At 62.6% G+C, this 25,835-nt stretch carries 24 protein-coding genes; 5 read left to right on the plus strand and 19 right to left on the minus strand.

The window, feature by feature from the left end:
- Positions 1-43: 43 nt before the first annotated feature.
- The 3 genes from MFF34_RS09570 to MFF34_RS09580 all read right to left on the minus strand — a co-directional run bounded on the left by MFF34_RS09570 (position 44) and on the right by MFF34_RS09580 (position 2,618).
- The gene (locus tag MFF34_RS09570; protein WP_238212780.1) at positions 44-811 is read right to left on the minus strand and encodes a uroporphyrinogen-III synthase; all 768 of its coding nucleotides are present in this window, start codon (positions 809-811) and stop codon (positions 44-46) included.
- Complete coding sequence (gene hemC, locus MFF34_RS09575) at positions 808-1,749, minus strand: hydroxymethylbilane synthase (RefSeq protein ID WP_099428040.1); 942 nt, start codon at positions 1,747-1,749, stop codon at positions 808-810. The genes MFF34_RS09570 and hemC overlap by 4 nt, the downstream gene beginning before the upstream one ends.
- A gap of 125 nt (positions 1,750-1,874) precedes the next feature.
- Positions 1,875-2,618 (minus strand): LytTR family DNA-binding domain-containing protein, encoded by a 744-nt coding sequence (locus MFF34_RS09580; protein WP_027595125.1) that lies wholly within the window; start codon positions 2,616-2,618, stop codon positions 1,875-1,877.
- A 309-nt stretch (positions 2,619-2,927) separates the two neighbouring features.
- On the opposite strand from MFF34_RS09580, the gene argH reads away from it, so the two are divergent.
- Complete coding sequence (gene argH, locus MFF34_RS09585; protein ID WP_027595124.1) at positions 2,928-4,322, plus strand: argininosuccinate lyase; 1,395 nt, start codon at positions 2,928-2,930, stop codon at positions 4,320-4,322.
- A gap of 123 nt (positions 4,323-4,445) precedes the next feature.
- Here the strand turns inward: argH and MFF34_RS09590 are convergent, their stop codons facing one another.
- Positions 4,446-5,108: a glutathione S-transferase gene (locus MFF34_RS09590; RefSeq protein ID WP_085273898.1), complete on the minus strand. Its 663-nt coding sequence runs from the start codon at positions 5,106-5,108 to the stop codon at positions 4,446-4,448.
- A 147-nt stretch (positions 5,109-5,255) separates the two neighbouring features.
- On the opposite strand from MFF34_RS09590, the gene MFF34_RS09595 reads away from it, so the two are divergent.
- Both MFF34_RS09595 and MFF34_RS09600 read left to right on the plus strand, forming a co-directional pair.
- Entirely contained in the window at positions 5,256-5,555 is a 300-nt protein-coding gene (locus MFF34_RS09595; protein ID WP_238212782.1) for a hypothetical protein, read from the plus strand.
- A 69-nt stretch (positions 5,556-5,624) separates the two neighbouring features.
- Positions 5,625-5,870, plus strand: coding sequence for a TIGR02647 family protein (locus MFF34_RS09600; RefSeq protein ID WP_027595121.1), 246 nt, complete (start codon positions 5,625-5,627; stop codon positions 5,868-5,870).
- A gap of 27 nt (positions 5,871-5,897) precedes the next feature.
- Here the strand turns inward: MFF34_RS09600 and MFF34_RS09605 are convergent, their stop codons facing one another.
- Positions 5,898-7,841, minus strand: coding sequence for a cytochrome c/FTR1 family iron permease (locus MFF34_RS09605; protein WP_238212807.1), 1,944 nt, complete (start codon positions 7,839-7,841; stop codon positions 5,898-5,900).
- 205 nt (positions 7,842-8,046) lie between these two features.
- On the opposite strand from MFF34_RS09605, the gene MFF34_RS09610 reads away from it, so the two are divergent.
- Positions 8,047-9,543, plus strand: a complete 1,497-nt coding sequence (locus MFF34_RS09610; protein WP_238212817.1) for a Fic family protein — start codon at positions 8,047-8,049, stop codon at positions 9,541-9,543.
- A 33-nt stretch (positions 9,544-9,576) separates the two neighbouring features.
- Here MFF34_RS09610 and MFF34_RS09615 read toward each other — a convergent pair whose 3' ends face one another.
- The 8 genes from MFF34_RS09615 to MFF34_RS09650 all read right to left on the minus strand — a co-directional run bounded on the left by MFF34_RS09615 (position 9,577) and on the right by MFF34_RS09650 (position 16,597).
- Positions 9,577-9,825, minus strand: coding sequence for a DUF3077 domain-containing protein (locus tag MFF34_RS09615; protein ID WP_027595118.1), 249 nt, complete (start codon positions 9,823-9,825; stop codon positions 9,577-9,579).
- A gap of 16 nt (positions 9,826-9,841) precedes the next feature.
- Positions 9,842-10,096 carry a hypothetical protein gene (locus MFF34_RS09620; RefSeq protein ID WP_238212819.1) on the minus strand — a complete coding sequence of 85 codons (255 nt, stop codon included), beginning with the start codon at positions 10,094-10,096 and terminating at the stop codon, positions 9,842-9,844.
- 409 nt (positions 10,097-10,505) lie between these two features.
- Positions 10,506-11,927: an efflux transporter outer membrane subunit gene (locus MFF34_RS09625; RefSeq protein ID WP_186681800.1), complete on the minus strand. Its 1,422-nt coding sequence runs from the start codon at positions 11,925-11,927 to the stop codon at positions 10,506-10,508.
- A complete protein-coding gene (locus MFF34_RS09630; protein WP_099428035.1) occupies positions 11,924-12,799 on the minus strand; it encodes an HlyD family secretion protein in 876 nt (291 codons plus the stop codon). Before MFF34_RS09630 ends, MFF34_RS09625 begins: the two co-directional genes overlap by 4 nt.
- A complete protein-coding gene (locus MFF34_RS09635; protein WP_027595114.1) occupies positions 12,796-13,008 on the minus strand; it encodes a DUF1656 domain-containing protein in 213 nt (70 codons plus the stop codon). Before MFF34_RS09635 ends, MFF34_RS09630 begins: the two co-directional genes overlap by 4 nt.
- On the minus strand, positions 13,005-15,092 hold the full coding sequence (locus MFF34_RS09640) for an FUSC family protein (protein WP_238212821.1): 2,088 nt from the start codon (positions 15,090-15,092) through the stop codon (positions 13,005-13,007). Before MFF34_RS09640 ends, MFF34_RS09635 begins: the two co-directional genes overlap by 4 nt.
- Entirely contained in the window at positions 15,089-15,541 is a 453-nt protein-coding gene (locus MFF34_RS09645) for a MarR family winged helix-turn-helix transcriptional regulator (protein WP_085273902.1), read from the minus strand. The genes MFF34_RS09640 and MFF34_RS09645 overlap by 4 nt, the downstream gene beginning before the upstream one ends.
- A 261-nt stretch (positions 15,542-15,802) precedes the next feature.
- The gene (locus MFF34_RS09650; protein WP_238212823.1) at positions 15,803-16,597 is read right to left on the minus strand and encodes a tetratricopeptide repeat protein; all 795 of its coding nucleotides are present in this window, start codon (positions 16,595-16,597) and stop codon (positions 15,803-15,805) included.
- Positions 16,598-16,803: 206 nt separating this feature from the next.
- Here MFF34_RS09650 and MFF34_RS09655 point away from each other — a divergent pair, with 206 nt between their 5' ends.
- The gene (locus MFF34_RS09655) at positions 16,804-17,364 is read left to right on the plus strand and encodes a WYL domain-containing protein (protein WP_238212825.1); all 561 of its coding nucleotides are present in this window, start codon (positions 16,804-16,806) and stop codon (positions 17,362-17,364) included.
- Between the two features lie 56 nt (positions 17,365-17,420).
- Here the strand turns inward: MFF34_RS09655 and MFF34_RS09660 are convergent, their stop codons facing one another.
- From MFF34_RS09660 to MFF34_RS09685, 6 genes are all read right to left on the minus strand, one after another.
- Positions 17,421-18,284, minus strand: a complete 864-nt coding sequence (locus tag MFF34_RS09660) for an ABC transporter permease (RefSeq protein ID WP_027595109.1) — start codon at positions 18,282-18,284, stop codon at positions 17,421-17,423.
- Between the two features lie 14 nt (positions 18,285-18,298).
- Positions 18,299-19,162: an ABC transporter ATP-binding protein gene (locus MFF34_RS09665; protein ID WP_238212827.1), complete on the minus strand. Its 864-nt coding sequence runs from the start codon at positions 19,160-19,162 to the stop codon at positions 18,299-18,301.
- A 6-nt stretch (positions 19,163-19,168) separates the two neighbouring features.
- Complete coding sequence (locus MFF34_RS09670) at positions 19,169-20,188, minus strand: ABC transporter substrate-binding protein (protein WP_085273906.1); 1,020 nt, start codon at positions 20,186-20,188, stop codon at positions 19,169-19,171.
- 18 nt (positions 20,189-20,206) lie between these two features.
- Positions 20,207-21,106: a TauD/TfdA family dioxygenase gene (locus MFF34_RS09675; RefSeq protein WP_238212828.1), complete on the minus strand. Its 900-nt coding sequence runs from the start codon at positions 21,104-21,106 to the stop codon at positions 20,207-20,209.
- Positions 21,107-21,306: 200 nt separating this feature from the next.
- A complete protein-coding gene (locus MFF34_RS09680; RefSeq protein WP_027595105.1) occupies positions 21,307-21,648 on the minus strand; it encodes a hypothetical protein in 342 nt (113 codons plus the stop codon).
- A 164-nt stretch (positions 21,649-21,812) separates the two neighbouring features.
- Positions 21,813-25,835, minus strand: a 4,023-nt coding sequence (locus tag MFF34_RS09685) for an immunoglobulin-like domain-containing protein (protein WP_238212830.1), incomplete at its 5' end; no start/stop codon positions are given.

Genomic DNA, 25,835 nt, shown 5'->3' on the forward strand with positions numbered 1-25,835 from the left:
ATCCATCCTTTGCATGGGGGCGCTAGGCGTTCAGCTTAGCGCCTTAAGAGGCAGGTGCAGCGCTGCGCTGCACAGCTGCCAGCAAGGCCGTGGCACTGGCGCCACGGCAATCCACAACCTGTTGGGCCCCGGCGGCCCTGGCCTGCTCGGCAACCCGCGGGCTCGGCACGAACAGCGGCAGACACGCCACCTGCGGCCAATCGGCGCCGGCCATCTGCTGCAAATGTTCAAAACCCTGCCCACTGCTGACCACCAGGCCATTGAGGCGTTCCGCTTCGATGCGACGCATCAGCGTGCCCGCCGGGTACTCTGGCAGGCAGCGACGATACAGTTCCAGATAATCGACACTAGCACCTTGCTCTGCAAGACGCTCTGCCAGCAGTTCGCGACCTCCCACGCCACGGACGATAAGGACGCGTGGTGTAGGAAGCGCGATAGCGTCGCGCAGGACCGGCAGTGCGAGCAAGGCCTCGCTGTCGTCACCTTGCGTAGGGAAAGTCACCTGAAGACCGGCGGACTGCAGCACTGCAGCCGTTGCTTCACCGACGGTAAACCAGCCGGTTGCCGGAGGCTGCAGGCCGGCGTGCGCGAGTTGCTCAAGCAGCAACCTGGCGGCCGGTTTGCTGACCACGATCATGGCCTGGTAGTGCCCCAACCCGGCAAGCCGCTGACGCGCCACGTCGCCCAATCGCACAGGCTCGATCGCCAACAAAGGCAGGCAGTTGCTGGCCACGCCGGCGGCTGCCAGGCTCTGCGCCAGTGCCGCGCAGTCCTCTTCAGGCCGGGTCAGCAACAGGCGCCAAGGGCTCACGGGTGCCCGGCCTCGCCATAGACTTCCTTGAGGATGGCCTCGGCGCCTTGGCCGAGCAGGTCTTCGGCAACCTGCACGCCCAACACTTCAGCCGACGCGCGTGGTGCCCGGGCATCGGCCACCAGCAAGGTGCCACCGCTCGGCTGGCCGACCAGGCCGCGCAGCCACAATTGGTCGCCTTCAAGCACTGCGTAGCAGGCAATCGGCACCTGGCAGCCGCCATTAAGGCGCTTGTTCAGGGCCCGTTCGGCCACCACCCGGTCGGCGGTGTCGAGATGGTGCAGCGGCGCCAGCAGTGCATGGATTTCGCTGTCGGCACTGCGGCACTCGATACCCACCGCGCCTTGGCCGCCCGCGGGCAGGCTGTCATCGACGCTGATGCTGGCGGTGATGCGGTCTTCGAAACCGAGGCGGATCAAGCCGGCGGCGGCGAGGATGATCGCGTCATATTCGCCAGCGTCGAGCTTGGCCAGGCGGGTATTGACGTTGCCACGCAAGAAGCGGATTTCGAGGTCTGGCCGACGCGCCAGCAACTGGGCCTGGCGGCGCAGGCTGGAGGTGCCGACGATGCTGCCGGCGGGCAAGGCTTCGAGGCTTTCAAAACGGTTGGAAACGAAGGCGTCTCGCGGGTCTTCCCGCTCGCAGATGCAGTACAGGCCCAGGCCTTCAGGGAAGTCCATGGGCACGTCTTTCATCGAGTGCACGGCGATGTCGGCTTCGTTGTCCAGCAGGGCGGTTTCCAGTTCCTTGACGAACAGGCCCTTGCCGCCGATTTTCGCCAGCGGCGCATCCAGCAGCTTGTCACCGCGGCTGACCATGGGCACCAGGGTCACGATCAGCCCAGGGTGCGCCTGCTCGAGGCGGGCTTTGACGTATTCGGCCTGCCACAGGGCCAAGGCACTTTTACGGGTGGCAATGCGGATTTCGCGAGTGGACATGGAACGCCCCGATGCAGAGAAATGCTGCCGATGATAACAGCTCCGGCGGCATCACCAGCAGATGCGGGTCAATGGCTATGTACGTCCCATGCGCGGCCGTGGGCAGCGGCCGCGCAAAGACGTGGTCAGAGCGTCTGCATCATCTTGCGCACGCCAGCCACATGGCGCCGGCTGACGGTCAGGGCATCGCCGTCCAGGCCTTTGAGAAACAGCTGAAAATGCCCAAGCGGGGTGCGCTGCAGGCGTTCGATACGCTCGCGGGCCACCAGCGCGTTGCGGTGGATACGCACGAAGCGTTCGCCAAATTCGTCTTCCAGGGCCTTGAGGGGCTCATCGAGCAACACCTCACCGCCCTCGTGGCGCAAGGTCACGTATTTGTGGTCAGCGATGAAATAGATAACCTGGGGCAAGGGAATCAGCTCGATGCCCTTTCGCGTTCGCGCACTGATATGGCTGCGCGGGCCGCCGCCTTCATTGGCCGGCCGGGTGAGCGCCGCCAACTGGGCGCGGTTGGGCTTCTCGGCCTTGCGCAGCGCATCGCGCAACGCCTGAGGCTGGAAGGGTTTGGTCACATGGCTGAGGGTGCTGTCCTTGAAAGCCTCTGTGCCGTATTCATCGTCGCCGGTGCAAAACACCACCGAGGGCGGCGCTTCGCGCTCGCACAGGCGAGCAGCGACCTGAAGGCCATCCAGGCCAGGCATGCCGATGTCCAGCAGGACCACATCGGGCTTTAGGCTTTCGATCAGCGCCAGGGCCTCCTCGCCGTTGGTGGCGCTTGGCTCCAGCACGGTATAACCCTCTAGTTCGCCGAGTAGCCTACTGAGGCGTTCACGGCCTTGGGGTTCGTCATCAACGATCAGGACATTCATAATTGCGCTGGATTCCTGAATGAGTCTCGCACAGGTGTAGCGTAGACAAGTGTGGTTCGAGCGACACTGCGTGTCACGCTCTAGACCGGTGCAATGGCCAAAGATTCACTCGGCCGGCAGATTCACTGCCAGTCCTCTGTCCAACTGTAGACGGTCCGTGGAACACTGCCGTTCAATCCTGCAAATCCTTGCTTGCTCGTTTGCCTGCCCATTTGCCGTCATTTCTCTCGACCGGCGTCCTGCGGCAGCCAGCCCAACCCTGCTATTATCGGCGCCACTTTTTCGTTCACGCCTGCAATGAGTGAATCCATGAGCACCGACAAGACCAATCAGTCCTGGGGCGGCCGCTTCAGTGAGCCCGTCGACGCCTTCGTCGCCCGTTTCACCGCTTCGGTCGATTTCGACAAGCGCCTGTACCGCCACGACATCATGGGTTCGATCGCCCACGCCACCATGTTGGCGCAGGTCGGCGTGCTCAGCGATGCCGAGCGCGACACCATCATCGATGGCCTGAAGACCATCCAGGGCGAGATCGAGGCCGGCAACTTCGACTGGCGCGTCGACCTTGAAGACGTGCACATGAACATCGAGGCACGCCTGACCGATCGCATCGGCATCACCGGTAAAAAGCTGCACACCGGCCGCAGCCGCAACGACCAGGTCGCCACCGACATCCGCCTGTGGCTGCGCGACGAGATCGACCTGATCCTGGCCGAAATCACCCGCCTGCAACAGGGCCTGCTGGAGCAGGCAGAGCGTGAAGCCGAGACCATCATGCCCGGCTTCACCCACCTGCAAACCGCCCAGCCGGTCACCTTCGGCCACCACTTGCTGGCCTGGTTCGAAATGCTCAGCCGCGACTACGAGCGCCTGGTCGACTGCCGCAAGCGCACCAACCGCATGCCCCTGGGCAGCGCCGCGCTGGCCGGCACCACCTACCCGATCGACCGCGAGCTCACCTGCAAGCTGCTGGGCTTCGAGGACGTATCGGGCAACTCGCTGGACGGCGTTTCGGACCGTGACTTCGCCATCGAATTCTGCGCTGCCGCGAGCCTGGCGATGATGCACCTGTCGCGCTTCTCCGAAGAGCTGGTGCTGTGGACCAGCGCCCAGTTCCAGTTCATCGACCTGCCTGATCGCTTCTGCACCGGCAGCTCGATCATGCCGCAGAAAAAGAACCCAGACGTGCCGGAGCTGGTACGTGGCAAGAGCGGCCGCGTGTTCGGCGCCTTGATGGGCCTGCTGACCCTGATGAAAGGCCAACCGCTGGCCTACAACAAGGACAACCAGGAAGACAAGGAACCGCTGTTCGACGCCGCCGATACCCTGCGCGACTCGCTGCGTGCCTTTGCCGACATGATCCCGGCCATCAAGCCCAAGCACGCGATCATGCGTGAAGCGGCCCTGCGCGGGTTCTCCACCGCCACTGACCTGGCTGACTACCTGGTACGCCGTGGCCTGCCGTTCCGTGACTGCCACGAAATCGTCGGCCACGCGGTGAAGTATGGCGTGGACACTGGCAAGGACCTGGCCGAGATGAGCCTGGACGAACTGCGCCAGTTCAGCGACCAGATCGAGCAGGACGTGTTCGCCGTGCTGACCCTGGAAGGGTCGGTCAATGCCCGTGACCACATTGGTGGTACCGCACCGGCGCAGGTGCGTGCGGCCGTAGTGCGTGGCCAAGCCTTGCTGGCTTCGCGCTAACTGCTTGCTGTAGGAGCAGCCTTGTGCTGCGAAGGGGCCGGTGCAAACACCATGGATCTAAGGTGTTTGCACCGGCCCCTTCGCAGCACAAGGCTGCTCCTACAGGTTCAGCGCTAGCTACAGTTAGCGCTTGCCGCTACGAATCATCTCCATGAAGGCCGGCATCGCAGCCTCCTTGTCTGCCACGATCCGCGCCATGTGCGGGTTCTCGCCCATCAGCTGCAGCAATGCCTTGGCCTCGGGGAAGTCCGCGAGGAAGTCGAGGTTCAGCACCTTCTTGCCCACCGCGTAGGCCAGGTCGACCGAGAAGCAGAACATCAGGTCGGCAATGGTCAGCTGCTCACCCGCCACATAGGGTGCGAAGCGCCCATTGCGCTTGAGCGTGGCGAAGCCTGCCAGTAGGTCGGCACGGGCGCGTTCCTTGATCAACGGCTCCACCGCCATGCCAAAGAAGGACTCGGCATAGCAGGTACGCGCCGGCAGCTCGATGTACAGCTCGATTTCCTTCAGCAGCTCACGTACCTTGGCCTGCTCGAACGGGTCGGTTGGCAGTAGTGCCTTGCCGCCTTGGGTCTGCTCGATGTAGTCGAGGATCACACTGGTTTCGCTGATAAAGCCGTGCTCGGTTTCCAGTACCGGTACCTTGCCCCGCGGGCTGACTTCCAGTGCCTTGGGCGCCTGGCCGCCGTAGAAGGTGACCTCCTCGAAAGGCAGGCCTTTTTCCAGCAGCGCCAGCTTGACCATGTTGTAGTAGTTGCTGACCGAGAATCCGTGAAGCTTGAGCATGGGGTAACAGCCTCCAGGCCGTATGGGGATGGCCCGGCTTTTATAGCCCCTGCGCGAGCGCCTGACCAGCGTCATGCACCCGGTCGATGACCGGACATTGCCAGCACAGGCGTGGCAAACTGTATGCCCCATCACAGGAGTACCGCCATGAGCGAGCCCACCGACATCGACAATGACGACGAAGCCTTCGCCGAGGCAACGCTGACCCAGGCCATCGAGAACCAGATCGAAAGCGGCGAGCCGCCGGCCGCCAAAGCCACCTTCAACAAGCTCACCCTGGTCGGCTACGCGCGCGAGGACATCCTCAACCTGATGGCCCATGTGTTGGCCTTCGAGATCGACAACATGCTGGTGGAAGACCGCGCCTTCAATAGCGAGTGGTATGAAAGCGCCCTGCGCGCCCTGCCCGAGCTGCCACCTGAGATGGATCAAGGCGACGACGAATAACCCGACTACACTCGAAGGTCAGGCACCGATGACGGTGCCGCCATCCTCGTCTGGAAGTCAGGAGTCGCCATGTCCTTTACCCCCGATCTGATCGCCGAACTGGAAGTCCTCGCGCTGTTCAAGCACGACAGCAGCCAGGAAGGCATCAAGATAAACAGCCACGCCTCCCCTGCCCTGATCGCGGCCGCTCAGCGCCTGTTCGAGAAAGGGCTGACCGATCAACCCGATGGTGGCTACCTGACCAGCCTGGGTCATGACGCCGTCGACAGTGTTCAACTGCTGCAGAACATTCTCAAGGCGCCACAACCGGCCTGATCGAACAGGTATACCAGGAGGGCGGCCTTAGCTGGCCGCCGCCCTGCGCTTCTCGGCCAACCGCGAGCGCCCGTACAGGAACACGATGGCCAGCAATGCCACCGCCTGGGCGGCCAGCGAGTAGGCATCGGCATGAATGCCCAGCCAGTCGAACTCGAAGAACGCCACCGGCCGCGTGCCCAGCACCCCGGCCTCTTGCAGTGCCTTGACGCCGTGCCCGGCGAACACCACCGACAGCGCGCACAACAGCGCCGCGTTGATGCTGAAGAACAGCGACAGCGGCAGCTTGGCCGAACCGCGCAAAATCACCCACGCCAACCCCACCAGCAGCACCAGCGCCGTCGCGCCCCCTGCCAGCACCGCCTGATGCCCGGCAGGCCCCGCCTGCAGCCACAGGGTTTCGTAGAACAGGATCACCTCGAACAGCTCGCGGTACACCGAGAAGAACGCCAGCATGGCAAAGCCGAAGCGCCCGCCGCCACTGACCAGGCTGCTCTTGATGTAGTCCTGCCAGGCCGCAGCGTGGCGGCGGTCGTGCATCCATACCCCCAACCACAGCACCATGACCGCAGCAAACAGCGCCGTGCAGCCTTCCAGCAGCTCGCGCTGGGCACCGCCCACGTCGATCACATAAGCCGCCAGGGCCCAGGTGGCAAAGCCGGCAACCAGCGCCAGGCCCCAGCCGATATTGACGCTGCGTACAGCCGACTGCTGGCCGGTGTTGCGCAGGAAGGCGAGGACCGCTGCCAGCACCAGAATCGCTTCAAGGCCTTCGCGCAGCAGAATCAACAGCCCGGAAATGAAGCTCAGCGACCAGCTCAGGCCATCGCTGCCCAGCAGTTTTGCGGCCTGGCCGAGCTTGGCCTTGGCTTCGGTCAGGCGCTGCTCAGCCTGGGCCACTGGCAAACCGTCCTGCAGTGACTGGCGGTAAGCCATAAGGGATTTTTCAGTGTCTTTGCGCGCTTGGGTATCGATGTTGTCCAGCGAGCTTTCCACCAGCTCGAACCCTTCCAGGTACGCGGCCACCGACAGGTCATACGCCTGGTCGTGATCGCCTTCGCGGTAGGCGGCCAGGCTTTTATCCAGGGTGCTGGCGGTGTATTCGAGCAACTGCGCCGGGCCGCGTTTGACCTGCGGCGGCTGGGCACGCTGGGCACGGAACGCGTCCAGCGCACTGGCGCCTTCGTTGGCCGCGACTTCGGCCGGGGTCTGGCGGGCAAGGTCGGCCAGGTTCCAGACCTTGTCACCTTTGGCGGCTTCAGGCTGGGCCGTGAAGCTTGCCACATAGGCAGCGACGTCCCAGCGCTGACGCTCATCGAGCTGATCGGCGAACGATGGCATCTCGGTGCCTTCGATGCCCAGGCCAAGGGTGTTGTACAGGTCGAACAGGCTCAACTGGTCAAGCCGCTCGACGCTGCGCAGGTTAGCGGGCGGCGGTTCCAGGCCGACACCGGCCGGGCCATCGCCGGCGCCGGTATCGCCATGGCAGATCGAGCAGTTCTGCGCATACAGCGAAGCCCCGCGGGCCGGGTCCGGGGTGATCACCGGGGCCTGGCTAACCTCGTAGGCGACCGCCAGGCGCGCGCCCAACTGGCGGGCCTGACGGGCAACGGCAGCGCCTTCATGACGCTGCTCAATGGCCTGGCGCAACCCCTCTACGCCCTGCTCCAGTGCCGTTTGCTCCGCATGCGCCGGCAAACCTTTGACCAGTTCGGCCAGTAACGCAGTGAATTCCTGTTGCTCGCGGTATTCACCCTCGTCGATCACCTTGCCGTCACGCACGGTCGGCGGGTAGTCGGCACCGATGTAGTCGAGCAGGTGCAAGGCTTTGGCGGCCTCGGCGGGGTCTTCGGCCAGCACCACGGTGCTGCACAGCGCCAGCACTGGGCCAAGCAGTAAAGCAGGCAGCCAGGCAAGCAGACGGGAACGGGTTTTCATGGCCAGTCTCGGAGGAAATGCGAAAGAGAACATTGTTCACTTCCACTCTATTTCTCTCAAGGGTAGCGGGCGGATTTCATGAAAAATCTTGTGACAAATCGAGTGGGGCGCAGCAACGGCACTTACAATTTTTGCCTATGATTTTGAAAAAAAAATGATCAAGGTCTCTTCAATTGAAAATTTTCCAAGCATGCTGAAAATAAAATGGCGAACTTGGACCCGGTGAAGGGATCTTGAAATGGAAACCGCTGGCTACGCGCATCTCATTCAACAATTGGATCTGGCTGCAGTGCCCATGCTGCGCCCCGCCACGGTGCTTCCTGTTACCCGATTGAAGCTCATCGGGACCACGCTGGCAGTTCCTGCAGCCATTACCCCTGCCAAAAATGAGCTTCTCGCTCACGTGCTATTTGCACTTAAACATGAAGGCATCAACTTGGCGGTTCTCGCCCAAGCATTGCCCCGGATCCCAGCTGCCGATTTCGAACACGCCCACCAGGCGTCTCCGAATGGCGTTTTCATTAGAAAAGCCTGCTATTTACGTGAAGCGTTCACAGGTGAGCAACTCAATCAAACTGTTAATGTCACCGGTCCGTATCGCCCGCTTTTCGATCCGCAACGCTATATCACCCGCGCCGGCGAGCGGAACACGAAATGGCGAATCGACTTCAATGGCCTTGGCGACCTGACCTATTGTGCGACAGTTGAGCGTACTGCCGAAATCCAGTCGCTACTCGATCATGACATCCTCACTAAAGCACAAGCATTCATCGCGGCACTGCCTCCTATCATGATGGACCGGGCACTGAATTGGGCCTACATGCATGAAACCAAGGATTCATTCGCCATCGAGCGAGAGTCCCCTTCTGAAGACAAGTCCCGTCGCTTTATCCAGCTACTCCGTCAGGCCCACCAGCGCCAGCCTCTTACCGAGGACTATCTGGTAGCCCTGCAGAATGCGACGGTGTCCAACCCTTTTGATCTGGCAGCCGCCTTCAGACACGAGCAAAACTATCTCTCGGACGGTACACCAGGTGCTGCTGGGGTTACCTTCCTGCCGCCCCCTGCAGACCTGTGCCGCGAACTTATGGAAAGCTTGATGAGCTTTGCCAATGACGCCCCGACTCAGGTTGACCCTTTGGTGGCAGCAGGCATCACCTCGTTTGGGTTTGTGCTGCTCCATCCGTTCATGGATGGTAATGGTCGTTTGTCACGCTTTTTGATCCACCAAGCGCTGTGTCGCGCGGGGGCATTAGACAATGGTCTGCTGCTGCCCATGTCAGTAGCAATGAAAAGCCAAGAACTTCGCTATCTGGAAGCCCTGCAATCGTTCTCACGACCGGTGCGGGATTTATGGGAGGTGAGGTGGATCGATTTCGGCCAATATAGCTTCGAGTTCAAAGGCCACGAAGCCGTCTATCGTTATTGGGATGCGACGCCGTGCGTGGCCTTCACGCTCGACATGGCCAGAATGGCCCTTGAAGTGGAACTGCAAAAGGAAGTCGATTTCCTGGCCAGTTACGACGCTGTCTATCGGGCAGTGGACAATCAGTATGATGTCCGTGGCAGCGACTTGGCCAACCTGGTGATGATGTGCCTAACCAATGATGGCATCGTATCCAGGAACCGGCGCAAGCAATACCAATACACCGTTCCGGTCGAGGTATTCGACTTCATCGAACAGCAGTCGCAACACATCCTTGCGACACAACGGGCCGAAGCCAAGCAGGAGTGAGCGCACTCACTCGCTGCCTTGGCGCTAGTGCACTCAATGCACCCTGTTCATCCCCCGCTCCATATCGTCGATCAATGCCTTGGCCATCTCGCTGAGAATCCGCGCTGCACTGCCGGCCACGCGGTCATTCTCCATTTCCGCTTCGGTGGTCAGGTGGCGGATGCAGCCGAGCAGTACGGACAACTGAGAGAAGGCGTGGTTGAAGGGGACGTCAGGTTGCAGGCGGAACAGGTCGAAGGTTTCCTCGCCTGCGGTGGAAGACGCTGTGGGGTCGTCGCGCATTGTGTGATTCCTCGGCTCAGGCGCTGGCGCGGGTGTGGTCGCACAGGGCGTTGATCATCCGGCACAACAGGCGGATGTTCATGCCCATCGCGTCACGCATCAGGCCAGGGCTGCTGTCTAGCAGGGCGGAGGTGGTCTGCTCCACGGTCAAGGTCAGGGCGCGGATCAGCAGGTCGCACGTTTCGGCGCAGGGAGGGTCTTGGAGCGAGATGAGGGGTGGATCGAGCAGAAGGAGGGTTGCGGGCGGTGGGTCGGGGACGATTTTTTTCATGGTGGGGCTCCGTATGCGGAAAGAAAAAACTACCGTCCTCCTCGTCTCACGGAATTGGGTGGCAGTCGTGCACGGAGTGAGACCCGGGACATACGGTAACCCCGGCCAGGCCTAAGCCTGCCCGCGCACGACCGCCATGAAGCGGTGCTACCGAATGCAAACCGGGTGTCTCACGCCCGATCGCCTTGCGAGGCGACCCGAGGACATTATTCCTGGGGCATCTCCCCGCCTAGACAGCACCTTCCGACAGGCGCGTAGGATAGTTCGCCTGATAGCGAGAGCTGAAGCATTTGGTTTCAGATTCGGAAATGTCTTACGTATTCGGGGTGTTCGACGTTAGAGGTTCGGCGCCCTCAAGACCGAGCGCCGCAACCCTGTCGCCAAACACCTTCTCGCCACCACACAATGATCAAGGCTTGCCAGCAGCCCCCTTCCATCCCCCACCCAACGCCAAAAACACCCCAATCTGCCCCACCGCCACCTGGCTATTCGCCGCCGCCAACTGCGCGCGCATATCGGTATACGTCCGCGTCGCCTGCAAATCCGCCAGGAACGACTCACGGCCAGCCTGGTAATACCGGTGCGTCTGGTCCGCCGCTTCCTTGGCCGACTTCTCTGCCTCGGCCAATGCATCACGCCGGTCGAGCAAGGCGCTGTACTGCGCCAGCCGGGTCTGGGTCTCGCGGATGGCGTTCAACACCACGCCGTCGAAATGCGCCAGCGCCGCTTGGGTCGAGGCTTCGGCCATGCGGATGCGGGCACGGGTGCCGTTGGTAGGGATGGTCCAGCTGATCTGTGGGCCAAAGCCCCAGCGGTTGGTGGAGGGCTCGCCAAGGTTCTCGAGGATACCGATGGTGCCCACCTGGGCGCCGATGCTGATGTCCGGGTACAGCGCGCCCGTGGCCACGCCGATGTAAGCGGTGGCGGCTGCCAGCTGGCGCTCGGCTTGGCGCACGTCGGGGCGGCGTTTGAGCAGCGCGGCACCGTCGCCTACCGGGATCAGTTGAGCCAGGTGCGGCAGTTCGGCGCAATCGGCGGTGCCGGCGGGCAACTGCTCGACCGGTTTGGCCAGCAGTGCAGCGAGGGTATACAAGCCGGTTTCGCGCTCGGCCTTGAAGCGTGGCAGTTCGGCGCGCAGGGATTTGAATTGGGTCTGCGAGCGGGTTACCTGGGTTTCGTCGCCACGGCCGGCATCGCGCAGGCGCTGGTTCAGCTTTACGCCTTGCTCCTGCAGGTCCAGCGACTCGCGGGCAATGTGGTATTCCTCGTTGGCCGAGCACACCTGGGTGTAGGCCTTGACCACATCCGCCACCAGAGTGATGCGTGCGGTGTCTGCTGCGGCCTGCACCGCGTCGGCGTTGGCCTTGGCCGCCTCGGTGCCGCGCTTGAACGTGCCCCACAGGTCGAACTGGTAGGAGGCGCTGATGATGGCTTCACCGATATTGGCCACGGGTACCTTCTCGGGCAGCAAAAAGGCCTCGCCAGACTCCTGCAAGCGCTGGGCGCCAGCCTTGATGCCACCACTGAAACCGCCCTGCGATTCGGCCACTTCGACTTGGGCGCGGGCCTTGGCGATGTTGGCCGCAGCCACCCGCAGCTCGGTATTGGCGCTCAATGCCTGGCGCACCAGTTGGTTGAGGCGCTGATCCTGGTACAGCTGCCACCAGTCTTCGGGCACCGGCGCCGACACCACACTGTCGGCGTCCTGGCGCAGCGGGCCGTTGAGGTCGCTGCGCTGCACGGCCGCGTCTTTCGGCACTTCGTAATCCGGGCCAACCAGGGCACAGGCACCGAGGGACAGGGCCATGCCCACCAGCATCAGGCGTTTCATGGGCGCTTGTCCTCGATGATCGACACCGTGGCCGTGCGCCCGGCGATCATGCGGAAGTCTTCCGGCACTTCGTCGAAGGCGATACGCACCGGAATCCGCTGGGCCAGGCGCACCCAGCTGAACGCCGGGTTGACGTTGGGCAGCAGGTTGGCGCCGCTGCTGCGGTCGCGGTCTTCGATGCCGGCGGCAAAGCTTTGTACGTGGCCGCGCAGGCGGGTGTTGTCGCCCATCACGCGGATGTCCACGGCATCGCCGATGTGGATGCCACCGAGCTTGGTTTCTTCGAAGTAGCCATCGACGTGGTACGAGGCGCTGTCGACCACCGACAGCACCGGGCGGCCGGCGGTGACGAATTCGTGGTTACGCGGGGCGCGGTCGTTAAGGTAGCCGTCCACCGGGCTGCGCACTACCGAGCGATCAAGGTTGAGCTGGGCAGTATCGACAGCCACCTGTGCCTCGTTGACCGCCGAGCGGGCGCGGGCTTCGCGGGACTGGCTCTCTTCCAGTTGCTCGGCCGCGACCAGGTTGCCCAGCTTGCGGTTACGGCGCGTCTCGCGGGCAGCCTGGGCCAGGGTTTCCTCGCGCTCGGCGAGGGTCGCCTTGGCCTGGCGCAGGGCCAGGCTGAAGCGGTCTTGGTCGATGGTGAACAGCACGTCGCCGCGCTTGACCACCTGGTTGTCACGCACCTCGACCTTCTGGATCAGCCCGGACACATCCGGGGCGATCTGGATCACATCGGCGCGGATGTGGCCGTCACGGGTCCAGGGGGCGAACAGGTAGTAGCCCACCATCTGCCACACGAGCACGGCGGCGAAACTCACGACCAGCAAGGTCAGGACCACACGGCCCAGGGTCAGCAAAGGTTTTTTCATGGCAGCATCAGGTTTCGGCAAAAGTGGTCGACCGCGCCCAGCATCACGGCGTAGAGGGCAACGTTGAACAAAGCCCGGTGCCAGACCAGGCGGTAAAAATGCAGGCGCACGAGCAAGGCGTGCACGCCCAGAAACAGCAGGTAGGTGAACACCATCATCACCAGCAGCGTGGGCAGGAACACCCCGCTGATATCCAGATCACCGATCACAGTGGGGCTCCATCGATGCCGGGGGGCAGTTGCGGTTGTTCGGTCGGCTCGAGCATCACCTCGACCCCAGGCAGCAAGGCCAAGCGCAGGCCACTCAGGGCATGCAGCAGGTGCACGCGGGCATCGCCGCGGTCGTTGTGGTCGTCCAGCGCCAGCCCTTGCCGCGCGCGCTCCATGTTGCGCAGCAACGTGGCCGGTGCGTGCAGGCGTTGGTTGGCGCGCAGGCAAGCGGCGTAGTGGGCGCCGACTTCCTCGATGACCGTGGCTAGGCGCTCACGGGCCTGCGGGTTGGCGCGGGGCATGTAGGCCAGCAGGTCGAGCAGGTTCAGGCCCACGCGCAGGTCACGCAGTGCCACGCCGCTGTCCTGGCCGGTCTGCGACAAGCGCGGCAGGTGCTGCATCAGGCGGTCGAGCATCTGTACGCCGACCTGGCGGTGTTCGGCCAGGGTGGCGGGCTGGGTCATCTCGACGATGTCGCGCCAGGCGAAGCGGGTCATGCGCTTGGCTGCCAACTCGACGCCGAACGGGCGCAGCAGCAAGGTCCAGATGAACGCGAACAGCAGCCCCACCGGGCCGGCCAGGTTGGCGTTGATGAAGGTCAGGAAGTCTGCGTCGTACGCGCCCTGGATGCTGATGAAGGTGGCGGTGTTGACGATGGTCAGTAAGGTGCCGAGGTAGAAGCGCGGCTGCACGGTCAGCGTGCCGACGCAGATGAACGGCACGGCGAATGCCAGCACCAGCATCGGGAAGTCGTGCAGGTTGGGCAGCACCAAGAACAGGTAGACGCTGGAGAAGATCACCGACATCAGCGTCCAGAAGAAGAACCGGTAGATCTGCGGCGCCGGGTCGTCCATCGCGGCAAAGAAGCTGCAAGCTACGGCCGCAAGGATGACCGCACTGCCGCCGTCGTTCCAGCCGAGCAAAATCCATAAGCCGCTGGCGACGATGATCGCGGTGACGGTGGAGAACACCGAATACAGCATCAGGCCCCGGTCGAAGAAGGGCGTGAGGCGGCTCAGGCGCCAGTGGCGGTAAGCGGCGCGCCAGGGCGTGGCGTCGTCCTTGCGCAGGGCGTGCTGGAGGGTGCAGCAGTCTTGCCAAAGGTCGACCCACTCGGTCAGGCGATACAAGGCGTTGGACAGCAGCAGGCCGGCGCGCTGGTCCAGTGCGGCGGCGCTGGGTTGCAGGCGGGTGATCTGCTCGTGCAAGGCGGCCCAGGGCGCCAGTGAGGCATCGTCGGCAGTGCCTTTGAGCCACTCGCGGGCCTCGGCCAGCAACGGTTGCAACTGGGCGAACTGCACAGGCGCGCGGCCTTCGAGGGCGACCAGGGCGTCGTCCAGGGCGTCGATCACCGGCAGCAGGTGGATCATCCGCCCACGCAGCTCGCTGGCGTTCTTCAGGGTGTGGGGGCCGGCACCCTCGTGGCCGAGCTGGCCGATCATCATTTCCAGGGTGTTGAACGTGGCCACCATCGAGGCACGCATGCCGCCCACCTTGTCGGCGGCAACGTCACGGGCCAGGTAGGTATCACTGTAGCGGATCGCCTCGGCAAACCAGTTGCCGGTCGAGCCAACCACCACCGGGGCCAGGCGGCGCGGCCAGAAGATTGCACCGACCACGGCCGCGCAGACGATGCCTAGGCAAATTTCCTGAGCCCGCGACGAGGCCACATCGAACACCGCTGTGGGGTTGTCGACCACGGCCAGGGCAATCATCGGTAGCGTGTAGCCCGCCAGCATCAGCACGTAGTTGTTGGCGGTGCGCAGGTTCAGCGAGAGGAACAGCAAGGTGCCGGTCCACAAGGCGATGGCGACGCTCAGCAACAGCGGCGACTGCACCAAGGGTGGCACCAGGAGTATCGCCCCGCCGGCCCCGAGCAAGGTGCCCAAGGCGCGGTACAGGGCCTTGGAACTGGTCGGGCCGACGAACGGGCTGGAGACGATGTAGACGGTCGCCATGGCCCAGTACGGGCGCGGCAGCTGCATGAGCAGGGCGATGTACAGGGCGATCATCGACGCGGCGAAGGTGCGTACGCCGTAGAACCAATCGCGGGCTGGGGGGACCGAGCTGAAGAATCCGTTCATGCTGCCCCGCCGGGTGTGCCGAGGCCGGCGGCTTCGAACGCGCGCAGCACGCGCAAGGCGGCCTCGAGGTCAGCTTGGTCGATGCCCTGCAGCACCTCACGGCGCAAGCGCACCAGCTCGGCTTCGATGGATTCGGCCAAGGCGCGGCCTTCGGCGGTCAGGCTCAAGGCCTTGGCGCGGCGGTCGAGAGGGTCCTCGCTGCGGCACACCAGCCCGGCTTTGCACAGCTGGTCGAGCAGGCGTACCAGCGACGGGCTTTCGAGGCCAGCGGCCTGAGCCACCGCCACCTGATGTACGCCGTCGCCCAGGCGCACGATCATCAACAGCGGCGCGGCGCAGGCTTCAGAAATGCCGTAGCCCGTCAGGGCCGCGTGGCAGATGCGCCGCCAATGGCGAGCGGCAACCACCATGCCGCTGCTGACTTGCAGGCGCAGGAGATCAAGGGTCATGAAGGGAACCAAGGATATTCATAGTTTGCTAACTATCAATATACGCCCCGCCCTCCCCCTGTCGTCAACAGTGGGCGACGGGTAGCGTGGGTGAAATTCTGTTCATGCGTGGTCTTTAGCCCGCGAGAGCAACTGTGTTGCACATTCCCTGTGGGAGCGGGTTTACCCGCGAACACCGGCGAAGCCGGTGCCATGTACCGCGTTGCCTGCTTCGCGGGTAAACCCGCTCCCACAGGGCCCGCGACCTCCCACTGCACAGGTTCAGGGCTGGACCTGGTCTTCCAGCTTCATCGTCAGCGCCAGCGTGCTGCCCATCTGCACGGCCCGGTCGCGCCAGTCGAGGTAACGCGCGCGGTCGCGGCTGCTGAAGTGCACCGCCAGCTCCTCGGCCGCCTGCATCACCCCGGCCGCAGCCGCCAACTCAAGCCAATACAGCGCGCCTTTGATATCGGCCTCCACATACAGGCCATGCATCAGCCGGTACCCCACCTCGAACCGGCACCGCGCTTCGCCCCGCTGGGCACCGCGCAAAAACCATTGGTAGGCCTGCACCAGGTCGACCTGCCAGTCCAGGTCGCCATCGCACACTTCTTCTTCATACAAGTCACCGAGCGCGGCGGCAGCATGCAACATGCCGCGGTCAAACGCCTGCCGATAACACTCGGCCGCCTGCACGTAGGAGGTTTCGATGCCTTTGCCGAAGTAATGCTGCTGGCCCAGGTTGAACCAGGCCGCGGCGTTACCCTGCAAGGCCGCCATGCGCAACAGGTGGCCGGCCAGCACGGTGTCGGCACGCCAGTACTTGCCATTGAGCCAGATCCAGCCGAGGTCATTCAGTGCGGCCACGCTGCCTTGCAGCGCTTGGCGGCGCAGGTCGGCATACACACCCTGCAAATCGCTGGCCTCGTCCAGGCGGCTGACCAGCAACGACCGCTGGCTGGGCAGCCCGACCCCGGCAAACAGCCGATGACGCCTCCCGGCAGGGGCTGGCGGGGCGATGACCCGCTCTGGCAGAAGACGGGCAAGCAGCGAATGGATATTGCTGGCAGCAGACATGTTCATCCTCATTGAACGACACACAACCTCGACCTCGGCTGTGATGAGGCGTGATTCTGCGTGACGTCACGACAAAACCTGTCGCGAACGATTCGGCACGAGGCAACCAAATGCGACTTCCTTGATCTGAGCAGGCTGTGGCCAATTGCCATGCCCCGCTCGTGCCGCCATCCTATTGCGGCAAGCCTAGACAAGGACGTTATCTTTTGCCGTTCGCCACCACTCGCGCCACCCTCAGTCGTCAGTGGGCGCTGCTGCGCCAACTGCCCAGCCGCTCCCCAGGCATCACCAGCGCCGAGTTGGTGTGGCGCCTGCGTGATGTGGGGTTCAATGTCAGCAAACGCACGGTTGAGCGCGACCTCAACGAGTTGTCGCTGATTTTTCCGCTGGAGCGCAATGACAAGAGCATACCGTTCGGCTGGCACTGGTCGTCGAGTGCCGTGGGCGAGCTGCGCGGCAATTTCGACTTGCTGACATACTTGCGCGGTGATGCGCTGCAGCCGGCCCAAGGCGAGGGGGTAGAGCTGGTGGCGCGGGTCAGTGATGCCTTGGCGCGGCAGTTGCGCGAGGCGCCGTTGAGCACCGACATGCAACTGACGGCGCTGGAACATGGGCATCGGTTGCGGGCCACGGTAAGCGATGGCTGGCCGCTGCGTTGGTGGCTGCTGAGCCAGGGGGATGGGGTGGTGGTGGAGCAACCAGAGGGGTTGCGCGAGGAGATTGGCAAGATGCTGAGCAATGCGGCGGCTCAGTACCAGAATCCATAGCCTGTATCGGCCTCTTCGCGGGCAAGCCCGCGAAGAGGCCGGAGCAGGCTTACTGGCTAGCGCTGCATCCCCCACCGCCGCACGGTCAGCCGCTCCAGGGTGTTGAACACCAACCCCTCGACGAGCAAACCAATCAAGATCACCACCGCCAACCCGGCAAACACCTTATCGGTGTACAGCTCGTTGCGGTTCTGGAAGATGTACCAACCCAGCCCGCCCTTGCCGCTGCTGGCGCCAAACACCAGTTCGGCGGCAATCAAGGTGCGCCAGGCAAACGCCCAGCCGATCTTCAAGCCCGACAGAATCGACGGCAAGGCCGCGGGCACCAGGATGTGCAGCACCAAACGCAGGCCCTTGAGGCCATAGTTGCGACCGGCCATGCGCAACGTCTCGGACACCCCGAGAAAGCCCGCATACGTATTCAGCGCCAGCGCCCACAGCACCGAGTGCACCAGCACGAAGATCAGGCTGTTGTCGCCCAGGCCGAACCACAACAGCGCCAGTGGCAGCAAGGCGATTGCCGGCAAGGGGTTGAACATGGAGGTCAAGGTGCCCAGCAGGTCACGGCCGAGCTGGGTCGACACCGCCAGGCTGGTCAAGCCGAACGCCAGCACAATACCCAGCACATAGCCCTTGAGCAGGATCACCAGCGACACGCCGACCTTGGCGGGCAACTCGCCACTGAGCAGGCCGTCCCACAGCGCAGCAGAGGTTTGCAGAAAGCTTGGCAGCAGCAGGTCGTTGCCTTGATAGCGGGCCACGGCCTCCCACAGCGCGGCGATCACCACCAGGATGACAGCCTTGCGCAGCCAGCCTTGCTGCCACAAGCGCTGGGCTAAGGGCAGTTGGCGTTCCAGAGGCACACTGAGCAGCGGCTCCAACTGCACCTCGTATTCCTGACGTACAGGTGTAGTGGTCATGGCTGAAGCTCCTGTCAGTAGGCGATACGGATATCGTTGAAGCCAAGGTCGTCGGCCTGCTCGGGCATGTCCGCCTCATCGAACAACAGGCGATGGATACGCCGGGCACTGGCCTGGAAATCGGCAGCGCCCAGGCTGCCAAGGTCGTACTGATGGCTGTGTACCTCAGCCCGTACCCGGCCTGGGTGTGGCGACAGCAGCAAGATGCGGTTGCCGACCACCAGCGCTTCTTCGATGGAGTGGGTCACGAACAGCAGGGTAAAGCGCACCTCTTCCCACAGCAGCAGCAGCTCTTCCTGCATCTTGCGCCGGGTCAGCGCGTCCAGCGCGGCGAACGGCTCGTCCATCAGCAGGATCTTCGGCTGGGTGGCCAAGGCCCGGGCAATCGCCACGCGCGCCTTCATGCCGCCAGAAAGGGTGTGTGGGTAGGCATCGGCAAAGGCGGCCAGGCCGACTTTGTCCAGGTAGTGCAGCGCCCGGTCCTCGGCCTCGGCACGCTTGAGCTGGCCCGATACCAGCAAAGGGAACATGACGTTCTGCTTTACCGTCTTCCAGGGTGGCAACTGGTCGAACTCTTGAAACACCACGATGCGGTCAGGGCCGGGGCCTTTGACGGGCTGGCCCTGCAGCAGAATCTGCCCTTCCTGGGGCTCGATGAACCCGGCCACGGCCTTGAGCAAGGTGGACTTGCCGCAGCCCGAAGGCCCCAGCAAGACGAAACGGTCGGCGCGGTCGACTTCGAAACTGACCTGGTGGGTGGCCCGCACCACGCGTTGCGCGGTGCGGTATTCGAGGCTGAGGTTATCCACCGAGAGCAGCGGTGGCGTGGCGACACGGCTCAGGTTGCTGGCCGCGTGGCCTGGCAATGGGGCGGTCATGATCGATCAGCTCCCTTGCAACGGGCGTTCATCCTGGAAGAAGTAATCCTTCCACGACTCCGGCTTGTGCTTGATGGCGCCAACCCGATACAGGAAATCCGCCAGTTTGTAGGTGTTCTTCGGCGTTACCGTGAACTCGTACTGCGGGTTGTCGATCAGCTTGATCAGCACATCGCGGTCGATCTTGGCCTTGGTCACGCGGATGTACGTGTCAGCAGCGGCCGCCTTGTCCTTCTGGGCGAAGTCTGCGGCCTCGGCCAGGGCGTCGACGAAGGCTTTGTAGGTCTTGGGGTTGTCCGTGCGGAATTTTTCAGTGGCGAACAACAGGGTCGGCGAGTTGGGGCCAAGCAGGTCGTAGCTGTTGAGCACAACGTGTACATCCTTGTTAGCCAACGCCTGGTCCTGGAACGGCGGGTTGGAGAAGTGCCCGTTCAGTTCGGTGCCACCGGCGATCAGCGCGGCCGTGGCATCGGGGTGCGGTACGGCCAGGGTGTACTTGTCGAGGCGGTTGTATTCCTTGTCGCCCCACTGCTGGGCGGCGGCGTACTGCAGGAAGCGCGACTGCACGGAGACGCCCACGGCTGGCACGGCGATGCGGTCTTTCTCGGAGATGTCAGCGATGGTCTTCACATTCGGGTTGCTGCTGACCAGGTAGTACGGGAAGTTGCCAAGCGAGGCGACCGCCTTCACGTTCTGCCGGCCTTTGGTGCGGTCCCAGACGGTCAGCAGCGGGCCAACGCCAGCACCGGCGATATCCACCGAGCCGGACAACAGCGCGTCGTTGATGGCCGCGCCGCCCGAGAGCTGGGCCCAGTCGACTTCAATGTCGACGCCCTGTTCTTTACCGTGTTTTTCGATCAGGTGCTGGTCACGCACCACGTTCAACAACAAGTAGACAATGCCGAATTGTTCCGCGATGCGGATTTTGCCTTCGGCCTGGGCCACGGCGGGGGCCGCCAGGCTGCCGACGACCAGGCTCGCGCCCAGGCCAATGCTTGCCGCCAGGCGGCTGATGGATTTACGCATGGTGTGTTTCCTCAGTCGTCAGAACGGGGCATCGCCCTGGATAGTGGTGCGATAGAGCTTGCGCCGCAGGTGCGCGGGGCAGCCGGTGGCGAGGTGAATCAGCGAACGGTTGTCCCAGAACACCAAGTCGTGGGGCTGCCACTGATGGCGGTAGATGTTCTGCTCGAGCACGCTCAGGGCATACAGCTGCTGCAGCACGTCGCGGCTTTCGTCGTCCGGCAGGCCGACGATACGGGTGGTGAAGCCTTCGCTGACGAACAGCGCCTTGCGGCCGTTTTCCGGGTGGGTGCGTACCACCGGGTGGATCACTTCCTGCACCTGGGCCAATTGCTCAGCGCTGAGGGCCGGGCGCCAGTTGCCTTCGAACTTGGTCTCGGCATACCGGGCCGTGTAGGAATGGGCCGCGTTGCGGCCGGCGATTACCTTGCGCAGGGCTTCGGGCACGGCGTCCCAGGCTTTGTGCATATCGGCGAACAGCGTATCGCCGCCCTCGCTGGGCAGCTCCTGGGCATGCAGCATCGAACCCAGGCTGGGGAGCTCTTTATACGACAGGTCCGAATGCCAGAACTTGCCAGCATCGCCCAGGCCGACGTTGCGACCGTCTTCGACGATGTTGGAAACGATCAGGATTTCGGGGTGCCCGGTCAGCAGGAACTGCTTGAGCACATGAATCTGCAGCTCGCCGAAACGGCGGCTGAAGCTGATCTGTTGCTCCGGGGTGATGCGCTGGTCGCGGAACACCAGTACAGGGTGATCGAGGTGGGCGCGATGAATTTGGGTGAAATCCTCGGCGTTGACCGGTCGGGTCAGGTCCAGGCCGATGATCTCGGCACCGACGGCACCGGAGAACGGGCGGATTTCAAAGCTTTGCGGCTGGGCGCTGTCGATGGACGACAAGGCGTTCGAGGCGGCGGACATGGTTCACTCCCACGCAGTGCGCGACGTCAAAGGCGCGCAACGATCAGAAACGCACGGGGATTTCCCGTGTGGGTTCAAGTCGTGCGGCGCATCGATTGGTCGACGGGTACGCAGTGGGAGCAACTATAAAGTCATAAGAAAGATATTTTAAATATCTTTAATGAATAACCATATCACTGTAGATCGGGGCTTATCCGCGGTCAGATCAACCCGCCCTGCTCTTCTTCATCGATCAGGTTGTTCAGGCTGCCCAGCGCCTTGCGCGCCTTGGAACGGTTAAGCAGCTTGGCCTGCGCCCCGGCCGGCAGGTCGGTGATGCTGAACACACCCTTGGCGGTCAGCACATCGATCAAGTCTTCAAGCACGCGGATCATGTCCAGATCACTTTGCTTGAGCTCTTTGAGGCTGTTTTCCACTTCGTCGTCGGCAAACCATTCCTGAACGTCGGCATGGTCAGCAGGGAGTATTTCGGTGAATTCGTCAAAAGAGGCTGCTTCTACCCGCAGCAACTGGCCGCTAGCGTTGCGTTGCACGTAGAACATGGCGGTGTCCCTCGTCACGTTGGTTCCTTGTTGGTAGACAGCAGCATAGGCAAAGATTCCCGGGCACGCAGGCCCGGGCGCACGAGTATGCGCTGTCAGGGGAAGGCAGGAAAGAGCCGGCACCCACCCGGGCGGTCGTTTCGACCGCCCGGGTGGGCTGGGCATCAGCTGTCTTTGTTATCGATACGGATGGTCGGGTCGCCACCGCTGATCAACGAGTTGATCGAGGTATTGGACCAGTTGACCCCTTCCAGCTTGATCGTCACATCGGCGTTGGCCAGGCCACCGGTGGCGTTGAGCTTGCCCTCGCTGCTGACCTGCAGCGTCGAGGTGCCGTCCACCGTGGTGATCTTCAGGTAGTTGTCGATGGTGCTGCCCTTCTCGAACTGAAGCAGATCCTTCAGATCGATACGGTCACCCTCGGCCACCTTGAAGTCCTTGATCACGTCGTTGCCGACATCGCCCGACTTCCACACGAAGGTGTCCGCACCGCTACCGCCGATCAGGATGTCATCGCCTTGGCCACCGATCAGGATGTCCTTGCCGGTACCGCCCAACAGGATGTCATTACCTTTGCCACCATCGAGCGTGTCATCGCCACCTTGGCCGAAGAGGATGTCGTTGCCATTGCCGCCCGACAGGAAATCCTTGCCGTCGTTGGCACCGGAGATATCGAACTCGGTGTAGTGCTCGGTGATGTACTGGTGGACATTGTTGGTGGTGATGGCACTGGCCTCGACACCGCTCTTCTGCGCAACGTACGCCTGCAGGGCTTGGTAGCCCTCGCTGACGACACCGTTGAGGGTGATCAAGTCACCGAAGATGATGTCGTTGCCGTTGCCGCCATCGACCTTGTCGGCGCCTGGCAGGGTCGCCTCGGAATGCCCGAGGATCGCGCTGGCCAGGTTGGATGGGTCGATATTGGCCTGCGGCTTGCCGGCGCTATCGTATGGCTTCAGGTCAGTCAGGCTGACATCGCTGTTCAAACCAATTGCCTGAACCTTGCTTACACCGTTAGTCCCACCCAAGAGGGCGAAGCTGGCAGACGTGTTGCTCGCCGAATCCGCGTAGTTCCAGGAATCGGCATAACCGGTACCGCCCAGGCCGGAGAACTCGTAGGTGCCATCCCCTTGAGCATGAATCGTCCCGATCGTGCGGGTGGAATCAAGCACCAGGTTGCCCCAACGGTTTTCTGTGTAGGTCAGCACTTTGAGGCTGCCTTCGCTATTGATTTCAACTTTGTGCGTTGCGTCGGCCCAGACACTGAAGGTCTCACCCACCTTGTAGTTGTTGACGTTGACTACGTCATCCAGGTACTTGCCGCCGCTCCACAGGCGGTAGTTGGTCGTTTCATTGGTCTGGTAATAAGTCGGCTTACCGTCGGTGATGAAGTAGGTCAGGTTCTCTGCACCGCTGTTACCGGTAGCCATGGTGCTCTTGAAGAAGTTGGCCGTGGTTTTGAACACATCCTCATAGTTGGTACCACCGCCGTAGCTTGAACCACCCACCATCGAGTCCAGCACCGCCTGAAGCTTGGTCAGTGCGTCGGTATCGGCAAGATTGACCGCCACGTTCTTGTTTACCTGGGTATCGAAGTCGGCGATGAAGATATTCACCGTCCCCGAAGTATCAGCGCCCAGGCTGGCTTTCAGCGTCTGGAACACCGATGCCAACTGCGCCTTGGCCGCAGCGACGGACTGGGTGCTCATACTGCCCGAGCTGTCGACCATGAAGGCAATGTTGTAGTTCTTGCCCGCAACCACGTTCAGGCCAGCCACGTCGGCGACGATGATGTCGTTGCCTTCGCTGCCATTGATGGTGTCATCGCCCGAGGTGCCCACCGTCGCCTTGTAGGTGGCGCCGTAGACAGTGACCGGAATCTTGCCGGTGATGCTGTCCGAACCGCCGAGGCTCTCGGTGGCCGTGGAGGTGACGGTGATGTCGAACGTGCCTTTGTAGTAGGTCGGCGGGGTCAGGGTCAGGCCGCTGAGTTTCCAGCCTGTCACGTCCACCGGCGTACCGCCTACAGTCACGGTGTGGCCCGCGCCATCGCTCAGCACAGTCCCTTTCGGAATGCCGCTGAGGGTCACGCTCAAGGTTTCGGAACCATCGGTGTCGGTCAGGCCGGTGCTGATACCGACCAGCTTGACCGAGCCACCTTCCGGCCCTTCGTTGAGTTTGTAGCCGTCGTAGTAGCTCTGGCCATTGACGGTGTGAAGGTCGGACACGCCCAGGCCAGCGTTGGCCATCTCGGTCACGTTCTGGTACATCGGGATGTTGCTGCTGCTCAGGTCGGTGATGGCACCGGAGCCCGCCTGAATGTTCAGGTCATAGCTACCTGGGCCTGACTGGTTGGCGTGGTAAACCTCGATCGGGTAGTAGCCGCTGGACGTTGGGGTGAAGGTGCCAGAAATCTGGCCACCTGCGCCCCAGGTCGCAGTTACCACGGTCTTGCCACCAATGGTGACCACCAGGCTGTCATCGGCGGTGCCGCTGAAGGTATAGGTCTTGCCGGCTTCCAGGAAGATCAGGCCCGACGTTTTCGAACCGGTGCCAGCGGTGACGCTGCCATCGGACTGCACGTTGGTGGTGGTCGTGCTGGAGGTGGCATTGCCGGAGTTGGCGAAGACCGTTTTCAGCGCATCGCCGGTAATGCCATTGCCGCCGGTACCCAAGTCTTTGAGGGTGGTCCAGACCTCTTTGGTCAGGCCTTTGGACTCGACATCGGCACTGCCAATAGTCAGCGTCGGTTTGTCGGCCACCGGTCTGATGTCGACCTTCATGGTCACTTCGCTGCCCAGGTTGGTGCCGTCGTTCGGCTTGTACTTGAACTGCGCGTAGTCAGCCTGTTTGTTGCCGACGCCCGAGCCGCCATAACCGTCAGTGCCCGACTCGTTCGCCTTCGGTACGAATTTCAGGTAATTGCTGGTGATATCAGCCTGGCTGACGACCTGGCCCGCTTTTACATCGACCCACGCGGTGCCGTTGTAGAACTTCAGGCTTCCGTCGACCGGCAGCGAGGTGATGGTCACGAACAGGCCGGTGTTGCCATCGGCATCGGTGACCTTGAAGTCGCCCCAGGTGAACAGGTAGTCGGTGTCTTCCACGCCATTGACCGCGCCGCCAGTCGAAACCGGCAGGTGGTCGTTGTCGAGGATGTTGGTAGTGACACTCGCCTTGGTGCTATCGACCTGCAGGTTTTCGAAGTTGCCACCGGTGGCAGCTCCGATGGTCACGATGATGTTTTCGGTACTTTCAACCAGTTGGTCGTCGATGGTCTTGATATCGAACGTGACGCTGCTGCTGTTAGCCGGGATCTTCACGGTAGTGACCGCAGTGTAGTCCTGGCCGTTAGCGGTGCCGCCGTAGGTCAGGGTAACGGTGACTTCCGCCTTCGCCGGGCTGCTCAGGGTCAGGGTGTACTTGCCGGTTTCACCTTCGGTCAAGGAGGTGGTGCCGGTGATACCGATGGTGGTCACATCGCCCTGGTTGCCAGTGCCTGGGGTGCCGACACCTGGCTCGTCGTTGACCACGGTGGTGGCCGTGGTTTTGTCCAGCGTCAGTTGCTCGAACTTGCTGGCACCCACGCCGCCTACCGACTGCAGCGCCAGGCCGACAGAGGTCTGGCCGATGTAGACGTTATCCGGTGCATCCACGTTGATGAAGCCTGTCGCACTGTTGGCCGGCACGTTGATGACGGTTTTGCCGTCGCTCAAGGTGAAGGTCAGGGCGCCGTGGTTGTTGACTGGCAGGCCATCTTTGCTGGTCAGGGTCACGGTGTAGGTGATCACACCGCCTTCGGTTACCGAAGGCGTGGCGGTCAGCTTGGCGATGACTTCGTTCGAGGTGTCCTTGATGTCCACCGAGGCCGAAGGCTTGCTGACCACCAGGTTTTCGAACTGGCGACCGTCCGGCACGCTGGTGCCGGTGATGCTGACGGTCAGCGAGCCGGCATCGACGTACACGTCTTCGCCTTGCGCGTCGTGGGTGAAGATGGCCGAGGTTTCGCCCTTCTTGATCACGACCGACTTGCCTTCGGTCAGCTGCACGGTGAGGTCCTGGTCCAGGGCCTCTTTGATGCTGATGGTGAAGGTCGGTTTTTCGTTCTCGAAGACCGAAGTCTGGTTGGCAACGATGCTCAGTTCGACTTTGTCGCCCTGGTTGTTGCTGCCTGGAGTGCCTACGCC

Source organism: Pseudomonas sp. PAGU 2196, from assembly GCF_022179005.1.
GTDB lineage: Bacteria > Pseudomonadota > Gammaproteobacteria > Pseudomonadales > Pseudomonadaceae > Aquipseudomonas > Aquipseudomonas kermanshahensis.